General features: G+C 39.2%; 7 protein-coding genes and 3 pseudogenes. 3 read left to right on the top strand and 7 right to left on the bottom strand.

What is annotated here, in order from left to right; genetic code table 11:
• Positions 1–281: 281 nt before the first annotated feature.
• Both IM496_RS21600 and IM496_RS22800 read left to right on the top strand, forming a co-directional pair.
• Positions 282–863, top strand: a pseudogene (locus IM496_RS21600) (ISAs1 family transposase); the annotation flags it as partial.
• A 101-nt stretch (positions 864–964) separates the two neighbouring features.
• A pseudogene (locus IM496_RS22800) lies at positions 965–2360 on the top strand (transposase).
• Positions 2361–2436: 76 nt separating this feature from the next.
• Here IM496_RS22800 and ureG read toward each other — a convergent pair.
• From ureG to psbP, 4 genes are all read right to left on the bottom strand, one after another.
• Positions 2437–3039 carry an urease accessory protein UreG gene (gene ureG, locus IM496_RS21580; RefSeq protein WP_194016972.1) on the bottom strand — a complete coding sequence of 201 codons (603 nt, stop codon included), beginning with the start codon at positions 3037–3039 and terminating at the stop codon, positions 2437–2439.
• A gap of 175 nt (positions 3040–3214) precedes the next feature.
• Positions 3215–3802, bottom strand: coding sequence for a Maf family protein (locus IM496_RS21575; RefSeq protein WP_149974340.1), 588 nt, complete (start codon positions 3800–3802; stop codon positions 3215–3217).
• A gap of 169 nt (positions 3803–3971) precedes the next feature.
• On the bottom strand, positions 3972–4325 hold the full coding sequence (locus IM496_RS21570) for a hypothetical protein (protein WP_194016974.1): 354 nt from the start codon (positions 4323–4325) through the stop codon (positions 3972–3974).
• A gap of 217 nt (positions 4326–4542) precedes the next feature.
• On the bottom strand, positions 4543–5091 hold the full coding sequence (psbP, locus tag IM496_RS21565; protein WP_002789162.1) for a photosystem II reaction center PsbP: 549 nt from the start codon (positions 5089–5091) through the stop codon (positions 4543–4545).
• 62 nt (positions 5092–5153) lie between these two features.
• On the opposite strand from psbP, the gene IM496_RS21560 reads away from it, so the two are divergent.
• Positions 5154–5936 carry a tetratricopeptide repeat protein gene (locus IM496_RS21560; RefSeq protein WP_194016976.1) on the top strand — a complete coding sequence of 261 codons (783 nt, stop codon included), beginning with the start codon at positions 5154–5156 and terminating at the stop codon, positions 5934–5936.
• Positions 5937–6010: 74 nt separating this feature from the next.
• Here the strand turns inward: IM496_RS21560 and psb34 are convergent, their stop codons facing one another.
• The 3 genes and pseudogenes from psb34 to IM496_RS21545 all read right to left on the bottom strand — a co-directional run.
• On the bottom strand, positions 6011–6190 hold the full coding sequence (gene psb34, locus IM496_RS21555; RefSeq protein ID WP_045361589.1) for a photosystem II assembly protein Psb34: 180 nt from the start codon (positions 6188–6190) through the stop codon (positions 6011–6013).
• A gap of 232 nt (positions 6191–6422) precedes the next feature.
• Positions 6423–6854 (bottom strand): annotated as a pseudogene (locus tag IM496_RS21550) (DNA-methyltransferase); the annotation flags it as partial.
• 29 nt (positions 6855–6883) lie between these two features.
• The coding region (locus IM496_RS21545) for a transposase (protein WP_287663277.1) at positions 6884–7121 on the bottom strand (238 nt) is incomplete at its 5' end.

The following is a 7121-nucleotide window of genomic DNA, read 5'->3' as shown; positions in this document are numbered from 1 at the left end:
TTTCGGAAAGATAAAGGAAAAAGACACCCTTTATGGATAGTATTAGTAGTAATAATACTGGGAACAATGCTAGGATACTCAGGTTATAGAGAGCTAGGAGAGTTTGCTAAAAATAACTTGCCCTGAGCCAAGTCGAAGGGTCGGGGCTCTTCTGGTTTCTGTGTGGAAACGAGGTCTATACTGATGGTTTCTTCGTCAAAATAGCCCTAAAAGTCTTGCCCGATAAGCATTTCACAATTCCATAAGCAAAAATTATCACACAAAGTCGAGAAGAGCCGGGTCGGCACAGGCTCAGTCAATAATTTAACACAATTCCAGAAAGAGTCCCATCCTATTCAACAATTAGAAGGGTAATGATGGGAGTTTACTGGCAGAGTTTGTTAAAAATATTTAATGAATGGGCATTAGAAGAATATGGACAAAGAGATGACATAAATTGGCTAGGCATAGATGGAAAAAGTCTAAAAAACACCCTAAATAATCCTAACAATAAACAACAAAATTTTATTATGTTTGTCTCATTGTTTAGTCAAGAAAGTGGATTAGTATTACACTTAAAAAGAATCGAAAACAAAAAAGGATCTGAAATCGACGAAGGTCAAGCTATAATTGAAGATTGCCCTCTCCAAAATAAAGTTTTTAATGGCGATGCTTGACACTGTCAGAAAAAAACAATCAGCTTAATAGCCAAGAGTAAAAATGATTATGTTATCACCGTTAAAGGAAATCAGAAAAATCTTTATAAGCGAATACAAGACCTGATTAATTCCTCAAAGCCAGAAAGTTGTTTTCTTGAACAAGATAATAGTCATGGACGAAAAATATCAAGAAAAATAGAAGTTTTTAAAGTGAGAAAAAATGAAACTGTAGTTTAGACTAAATGAGAAACCTAAAAAGAAAAAAGAGGAAGAATCAAGCAAAATAAAGAGAAAATAAAAGATGTTAAAGAATTTATCCTCTCTCTATGACCAAATATAACAGATATACCAGATTTCGCCAAGATACCTACCAACTGTTAGGTAATGCCAAAGATGCCACCTTTGACTTAATGGATAGCATCATGACCACCAGAAATGCCTATTGCTTGGGAGACTTGTCACTGTCCCCTTTCTTCAGAAGGAAATGGCATAGTACATACGAATCTCTTGAAGATTGTCGTCCCAACCGAAACCAGTTAATGAAAAGGTATGTTCAGGAAATACCAGAACTGGAGTATGTTTTGTTAGCAATAGATCATACAGCATGGGAATTGAAGGATGCTAAAACGATGAAAGATAGAGGCTATCAACATAGCGCGGCATCAAAAAATGGAACAGTATTAGGACAAGGGCCAAGCACCATTGTCTGGCTACCCGAAGGGGAAAGAAGTTGGGCATTACCCTTAAGACATGAAAGAATCACATCCTTTGAAACACCGATATCTAAAGCCAAATGGCAACTCCAAGAAGTCTGCAAAACAATTCAACAAAAAGTTTTGGTAGTATTAGATTGTGAATACGGCAATAGTTCATGGGTAAATCAAACAGCAGATATCCAAGCAAGTAAACTGATGAGAATCCGCTCTAATTGTTGTCTATATGGCGAACCAGAAGCTTATGGGGGTAAGGGAAGACCGAAAAAACATGGCAGACAATTTATAGTCATTTCAATTAAGATTGAGAATATCAATCCCAGAGTTCCTAAGGATTTTGTCGGTCTAGACTGTATCAGACTTATCTGAAATGACTATACATTTTAAAACAGCTTCTCAGCAGAAATTAAGTCTAATTAAAGTGAAAAGGTTGAATCCTAAAAAAACGGGAGATGCACATCGCCCCTTATGGTTAATTTGGGTGGGAGAGGCATTTTTATCCTTAGAAAAAGTTTGGTCACAATATGCACGTCGTTTTGGAGTTGACCATTGGTATCGCTTTGCGCTCGCAAAGATTACATTGGACTTTACCTTCTTTAAGTACACCTGTTCAATGTGAGAGATGGAGTGATTTAATGCCGTTGATGACTTGGCAATTATGGTTAGCCAAAGATTTGGGGCTCTTCTCGACTTTGTGTGATAATTTTTGCTTATGGAATCGTGAAATGCTTATCGGGCAACACTTTTAGGACTATTTTGTCGAAGAAACTATCAGTATAGACCTCGTTTCCACACAGAAACCAGAAGAGCCGATTTGGTAGCAGATTATCATCTTCCTTGGCAAAAACCGCAAACCCTATTAACTCCTGAAAGGGTAGCACAGTCTCTGTTTTCCCTTTTGATAGAGATTGGTTCGCCCGCTCAACCACCTAAAACTAAAAGAAAGACCTATCCTACTGTGAAAAAACGACATTCAACCCCTAAAAAATCGGCAACAAAAGCATCCTAACTCTACTTTTTGCTTCAAGATTTTTGATTTCAGCTATTTTCATAAGGCTGGATTATTTTTAGGCGAATTTTTTAGTCTAAACTACAGTTAAATTCTTTTCGATAAAGGCAATCACTCGATCTAATCCTTCCCGTGTTTTTAAGTTGGTGAAGATAAAGGGTTTATCTCCGCGCATCTTTTTGGCATCTCTATCCATCACTCCTAAATCTGCCCCCACCATCGGGGCTAAATCTATTTTATTAATTACCAATAAATCCGATTTGGTGATACCAGGTCCACCTTTGCGAGGGATTTTATCTCCGGCTGCCACGTCAATCACATAGATGGTTAAATCCACTAATTCCGGGCTAAAGGTTGCCGCTAAGTTGTCGCCGCCACTTTCCAGAAAAATTAGCTTTAAGTTAGCAAATTTTCTCTCTAACTGTTCAATGGCAACTAAGTTAATTGAGGCATCCTCGCGAATAGCTGTATGGGGACATCCTCCCGTTTCTACTCCTAAAATTCTTTCCGGGGCTAAAGCTTGTGATCGCACTAAAAATTGGGCATCTTCTTGAGTATAAATGTCATTGGTGACTACGGCGATCGGATATTGATCCCGCAAATTTTTACACAGGGCATCGAGCAGGGCTGTTTTTCCTGAACCCACCGGACCGGCAATTCCCACGCGCAAGCAAGACATAGTTTTTTCGGGAAAAAGTAAAAAGGAAAGGGTTAAAAATTTTGGGGCTATCGGATAGAAAAAAGAGGGGTTCGCCGGGCGACACGGATTCCTATTATAATAAAAGGTTAACGCAAATCTGAGAATTTGTCAAGCCCTTTTGCCAATAAATTTGGGAAAATTATCGGCAAAAAGATCACCAAAAGTCAGTGATTTGGTAGCCAAAATCCGTTAACATCTGCCTAAATAGGGGTAAACTTAAACCGATAACATTGCTGTGACATCCCTCTAATCTTTCCACGAATAGACCCCCCTTTCCTTCTAGGGCAAAACAGCCGGCACATTTGAGAGGTTCTTCGGTGTCAACGTAGGCAATAATTGTTTGATCGCTGATATTGGCAAAGTGAACTTTAGTGATCCCACAACGAGTCAAGGTTTGATGATTAACTCGATCAATTAAAGCATGACCTGTATAGAGTGTACCCACCTGACCGCGCATTTTTTGCCAACGCTCAATCGCTTCTGATTTATCCTTGGGTTTGCCATAGACTTCCCCCGCTACTTCTAAGACGGAATCACAACCAAGAATTAATCCTGTATCAAATTGGGGGGCGATCGTTTGTGCTTTACATTGGGCTAAAGTTTGGACAAGATGGAGAGTATCATCAGCATTAATTGTCGATTCATCAAAGTTACTCACCCGCACAATCGGATCGATTCCCACCATTTGTAAAAGTTTTTTACGCGCAGGAGAAGCGGAAGCAAGAATCAAGGGAATAGACATAGTTTTTTCAGTAAAAAGAGATAGAAGACAGGAGACAGAAGACAGGAGTAACTGATAACTGAAAAATCTCCCCAACCTGGAAAACCTAACAATGCTATGGCAAAACCTGCTAGGAATTAGCAGGATTTTCGGGGGGAAAATAACGATCTAAAATCTCAACCATGCGTGATTATCTTTCTTCAATTGTGTCAAATCGATTGTAAAAATCTGACTGAACTTCATAAAAATCCGACATCGATCGAGTTAATTGTCCTAGCAGTTGATAAAGTCCCCGTCTGTCTTTTTCCCATTCTTTTTTAGACTCAGCAAGACTATTAGTTAACGCTTCGATCGATTTGGCGTTAGAATTAGTGATCGCTCTAGTTTCTTTTAATCCCTGATTGGTTTCCTGTAATCCTAATTTAATCTCCTCTAATCCTAATCTAATCTCCTGTAATCCTGATTTAATCTCCCGTAGTTCTGTTAGGGTATTTTCAGCAAGAGATTCGAGTCTATCTAGTCTATTTTCTTCCGAGTTACTCATATTCAGTTACCAGTTATCAGTTATCAGTTATCAGTTACCAGTTATTAGATTTGAGTTTTAAGTGACAGTATTAAATAGAAGTTTCCTACTGTCTTTTCACTGTTTACTGATTAAGTAAGTATGTTATCTTTAATTGTAACTGGCTACCTAGTTGATCATAAGTGGTGCGTTACGACTAACGCACCCTACATTTTACTGTTGCCTGTTGCCTATTTCCCTAACTAACCGAGAAAGAATCAACGATAGTTTCAAAGAGTTCTTGAATTTGAGTCCAACGTTTTTGGGAAGTGGAAAGATTAAAAGAATAGAGTTTATGATTATTAACCGTGACGCTGGCCAGATTATGACGTTCTTGACCGTTGGCTAATTTAACTTGATATTCGAGGATATAATAATCTTGTCCATCGATTTGATGAGATTCTGAGCGAATTAATTCTACTTCCTTATCGAGATTGGGGTTAAGACTGTTATTTTTCAGGAGACGATAGCCAACTTCCGAGGGGGTCCCTAAATCTGTTAAGGTTTTATTGTCGGGGACGGGGTTAATAATAACGCTTAAATTTTCGCTCGTTTCGATCAAGTCATGAAAAACCACATCTACTCCCGCAACTTTTTTCACATCCACCTGCGTCCAACCCTTAGGATATAAAAATTGATAGCCTTGGCTGCCACTGGTGTATCCTTGCAGTCCAGCGATGGGAGTTGCACAAGCGGTAAAGAGAAGGGTGGTAATTAGGAGGAAAGTCGCCAAAAGAGATTTAATCATGATATTTTGACCTGTAAGTAGGGCTGTTTAATTTTACCTTGAATTGTTTAGGTGAACGGATTATGAAAATTAAGAAAAAATTGACAATTATTATAGCTATAGCGACTTTTTTACTGACTATCTCTCCCCTAAGCGCTCAAACTACCGCTAACCCCGTGAAAGCTGTAGAATTTTATAATCGGGGGGTGGATCGTTTAACCGCAGGGGATTACTCAGGGGCGATCGCAGATTTTACTCAAGCTCTACAATTAGAACCGAAGGATGCCGATGCTTACTATAATCGCGGCTATGCGGAGTTAGTTCTCGGCCAGTACGAGCGAGCGATCGCAGATTATACCCAGGCCTTGACAATCAACCCCAATTATGTTAATGCTCTCGGTAATCGTTGTTATGTGCATTATCTGACGAAAAAATACGAGGCAGCCGTGGAAGATTGCACAAAAGCGATTACTTTAAACGGAAATTTTGCCGATTTCTTTATTTATCGCGGTAATGCTAAGGATGACTTAGGTAAACACCTAGAAGCGATCGAGGATTACACAAAAGCTTTGAGTTTACAGGGAACCAGAGGACAGGATCGCATTTTCTATAATCGCGCCCTGGCCTATAATCGAGCCGGACAGCAGGAAATGGCTTTAAGGGACTATGATGAGAGTCTGAAAATCAATGCTAATTTTGCCGAAGCGTACCACAATCGGGGTTTAACCCATTATAAATTGGGAAACAGGGAAAAAGCGATCGCTGATTTAGAGGAAGCAGCTCGTCTAGCGTTATCTCAGGGTAAACAGGGGACTGCGGCTAAGTCTCAGTCAGCAGTGGCATTAATTCAGGGTCAAAAGCCTTAAAATAGGGAGTAGTTGTGATATTAGCGGTAAAGAGGAGTGAAAGGGGCTAAATCGCAACTACGAGGGACTAAATTTTAGCCAGCTTGAGATGCGTAAAAAGCGACGGCTAACAGTCCACCGACAAGTGTGATCGCAGCAACACCCCAGAAAAGATAATTACGTTGTTGCGATTTAGTGGGGGGGGTCGCTTGATAAACTTTCGGTTCGGCGGCGAAATTATTTAAGCGTCCACCTTCTTCGTTTGTATAAGGCATAATCAAAACCTCGAATATGACAATTTTTCAGGAAAAAAATCCTCTTATTACAATAGTACAACATATTTTTAGTAAGTGAGTCGGGGATGTGGGAAATTCCGACGGGGATAACAATTCTTAGTCTTGGGGTAACTGCCGGACTCTGCTACTTTTATTGGCGATCGCATTTCCAATGATTGAAACTGCGAAAACAAGTTAAAAAAGGCTAATCATACCAAATCCGTTTTTAATACTATAATAATGAGCCTTGAATATAAGTATTGCTTCTTTCTTTTTTAAATCTTTTAAATCTCTCTGCAGCTATCTCGCAATAGTCTGGTCGAATTTCAAAACCCACAAAAATTCTTCCTAATCCCAAGGCCGCTATTCCCGTGGAACAAGAACCAGCAAAGGGATCAAGAATTATTTCTACCGGATTAGATGAAGCTTGTATAATTCTCTCGACAACTGCTAAAGGAAATTGTGCGGGATGTCCGGTTCTTTCCTTAGAACTGCGCTTTTTTCCTGTAGTGACTTTAGGAACTTCCCACACATCAGAAGGATTTTTACCGAGGGGATTACAACGATATTTACCATTTTTCTTTTGATTGGGATACTTAACGTTAGGTCCACGAATATTATCTAAGTTAAAAGTATATTCTTGGCAATTTTTGAGATAAAAAAGCTAGGTTCTTCCGAACTTACCATGTAAAATCAACTAGCAAAATGCCAATTTAATAAACATCTAAGACTAAAGTTTTTAAAGTTTCTAAATCCATAGCCTCTCCTTTTAATCACCTTCAGTTTATTATTAATTCCTTCCACTGTTCCCTGGGTTGTTCGGTTATCAAAATAGGCAGTTATTTCGTCAATCCACCGCCGAATTGTCTGGCAGCTTTTAGGAAAGTAAGCCATCGCCTTTTTGAGCCAATCACTCAAGGCAAATAATCCC

This window comes from Microcystis sp. M049S2, assembly GCF_020245625.1.
Taxonomy (GTDB): domain Bacteria; phylum Cyanobacteriota; class Cyanobacteriia; order Cyanobacteriales; family Microcystaceae; genus Microcystis; species Microcystis ichthyoblabe_A.
Note: the sequence above shows the minus strand (reverse complement) of the source record. Positions and strands in the feature narration are given on the sequence as shown.

What these genes read in the sequence shown, in the direction of transcription:
- ureG (WP_194016972.1), bottom strand. Translation starts at nt 3,039, where the DNA reads ATGTCTTGCTTGCGCGTGGGAATTGCCGGTCCGGTGGGTTCAGGAAAA.
- IM496_RS21575 (WP_149974340.1), bottom strand. Translation starts at nt 3,802, where the DNA reads ATGTCTATTCCCTTGATTCTTGCTTCCGCTTCTCCTGCGCGTAAAAAA.
- IM496_RS21570 (WP_194016974.1), bottom strand. Translation starts at nt 4,325, where the DNA reads ATGAGTAACTCGGAAGAAAATAGACTAGATAGACTCGAATCTCTTGCT.
- psbP (WP_002789162.1), bottom strand. Translation starts at nt 5,091, where the DNA reads ATGATTAAATCTCTTTTGGCGACTTTCCTCCTAATTACCACCCTTCTC.
- IM496_RS21560 (WP_194016976.1), top strand. Translation starts at nt 5,154, where the DNA reads ATGAAAATTAAGAAAAAATTGACAATTATTATAGCTATAGCGACTTTT.
- psb34 (WP_045361589.1), bottom strand. Translation starts at nt 6,190, where the DNA reads ATGCCTTATACAAACGAAGAAGGTGGACGCTTAAATAATTTCGCCGCC.